Origin of the sequence: Caballeronia sordidicola, assembly GCF_002220365.1 — a bacterium.
Classification (GTDB): domain Bacteria; phylum Pseudomonadota; class Gammaproteobacteria; order Burkholderiales; family Burkholderiaceae; genus Caballeronia; species Caballeronia sordidicola_C.
In genome coordinates, this window is the sequence record NZ_MTHB01000199.1 from 1 (window position 1) to 1,984 (window position 1,984).

Annotated in this window: 1 protein-coding gene and 1 pseudogene; one reads left to right on the forward strand and one right to left on the reverse strand. The window is 56.7% G+C overall.

The window, feature by feature from the left end; translation table 11 throughout:
- A pseudogene (locus BSU04_RS28285) lies at positions 1 to 294 on the reverse strand (hypothetical protein); the annotation flags it as partial.
- A 240-nt stretch (positions 295 to 534) separates the two neighbouring features.
- Here BSU04_RS28285 and BSU04_RS28290 point away from each other — a divergent pair.
- The gene (locus BSU04_RS28290) at positions 535 to 1,554 is read left to right on the forward strand and encodes a UPF0149 family protein (RefSeq protein WP_089163678.1); all 1,020 of its coding nucleotides are present in this window, start codon (positions 535 to 537) and stop codon (positions 1,552 to 1,554) included.
- The last annotated feature ends 430 nt before the right edge of the window (positions 1,555 to 1,984 follow it).

Sequence of the window (1,984 nt, forward strand, 5' to 3'; positions counted from 1 at the left end):
CCGTTCGCCCACCGCGCACTGGAACAGCCGGGCCAGATCTGCACGATGCCGGCTGAGGGCGAAACCGGCAAGCTGCCGGCGAATTCGGCCGATCACGCCGCGCGCAGACTGGCCGCCTTCGAGCGCCTGCGGGCAATAACGTTCGACCGCCTCGCGCGCGCCGACGCCTGCGTACCACGCGCGCAGCGCGGATAGGGACGCAGTGTCAGGAAAGGACGGGGGCAACGGAACGTTCGGCATCCGGAGATTATAGGCAACGTGATGGCCGGGGAGCGGCACGTCAAGGTGTCTCACGTTTCCCGAAACGGGAGTTTTATCGAAAAATGTATCCCTATCGATAATAAGGGTTAGCGATAGGGGCGCGTTAAATTCGTCGTCGTGCCGATCGTCGGCTCGATTCACACATCGCCCCATCGGGTAAAATATGGGCACCCCGCCGCTCGCCGAAATGATTGCGCACAAGCGCCGTATCGAGGCGCACGTCAGCGACAAGCGATCAACATCACGTCTACCGTGTACCACCGTGGGAATTCCATGAATCTCGATCCCGAATTCGACGAGCAATTGACCGACGAAGAACTTGATTTCCTTGAACGCTTTCTTTCGAGCAATGCCGTTTGCGACGATGCGATGGACGCCATCATGTTGCACGGCTTTCTGACCGCCGTCATTTCTGGACCGAACGTGATCATGCCGAGCGCGATTCTTCCGTGGATCTGGGATGCAAGGCACGCAACACGTCAGCCCAAATTTCTGTCAGCAGGTCGGGCACGCAAGGTCACCGGGCTGATCATTCAATACTGGAACGACGTCAACAACACCCTGAATCACTGTCCCGATCTGTTCACGCCCCCTCTGCATACAACCGAGTGGAAGGGTGAAGAGATTCTCATCCTCGACGAATGGTGCGAGGGCTATTGCAAGGGCATCGACATCGACCGGGAAGCTTGGGAGCCGCTGATTGAACGGCACCCCAGTTGGTTCAATGTCATCCTTTTGTTCGGGACAGCCTCTGGATACGAAGATCTGGTGCAGCGAGATTACACGGTCGAGCAACGTCGATCGTTCGCAAACTTGCTCACGGCCTCCGCGCTCAATATCCATCAACACTGGTGCGAGGAGCGCCGAAAATCGATGGAGCAAGGCGAACGGCCAAACGTGATCTCGGTAGTTTCAAGGCCGAAAGACATGACACGCAAGCAGACCGAGCGCAGGGATCTGGACGCGCAAGACGAGAACGAGCGCGAAGACCTGTTCCTTGTCGATTCGCTCGGCCGTACGATGGAAGAAGCGTTTCACCCCCTTGCATTGTCCCCGCTGTCTACGACCGTAACCCGCGGCGGCACCTATGTCGACGTGCACATCTACCGGTCCGATAACAATGGCCGCGACGGCTGGGTGCTGGAAATCGTCGACTCGTTCGGGACGTCCACGGTTTGGGACGATTTGTTCCCGACCGATGGCGCTGCGCTGGCCGAAGCGTTCAATACAATCGAGGCGCATGGCATTAAATCGGTAACGGGAGAGGTTCCAACGCACGTAACGAAGCACTGAGCGTCGTGAAGCCGGCCATTAATTCCTTTTCTATATCAGTGCCTTAGATTGAGATGTGGTAACTTCTCAATAACCCGGGGCGAGCACCACGCGCCGTGCTGTGTTATTTGATCTGCGCACGCGGTCGAGGTAGCCGATAGCTTCGTTGCGTGCGGTCATGATTGCGCTTGTAAACTGCGGATGACGATGTTAACGTTTGTCGCACCAACATCATTTGATCCGCACTCGTGACTCTTCCAAAAAAATTCTCACTACCCGACATCGCTCGAGAGGGACTAACGCCGTCGGAGCTTGAAGTGCTAGCGTGGGTAGAGAAACTGACGGACATCGCTAATGACTTGCAGGATGAGTCTGAGCAACTGAAACAGGAAGCAGCTCAGCTCAGGAAAACCAGGAAGCGCGACTAGGTTGGCCGCTGCGATGATGAAGA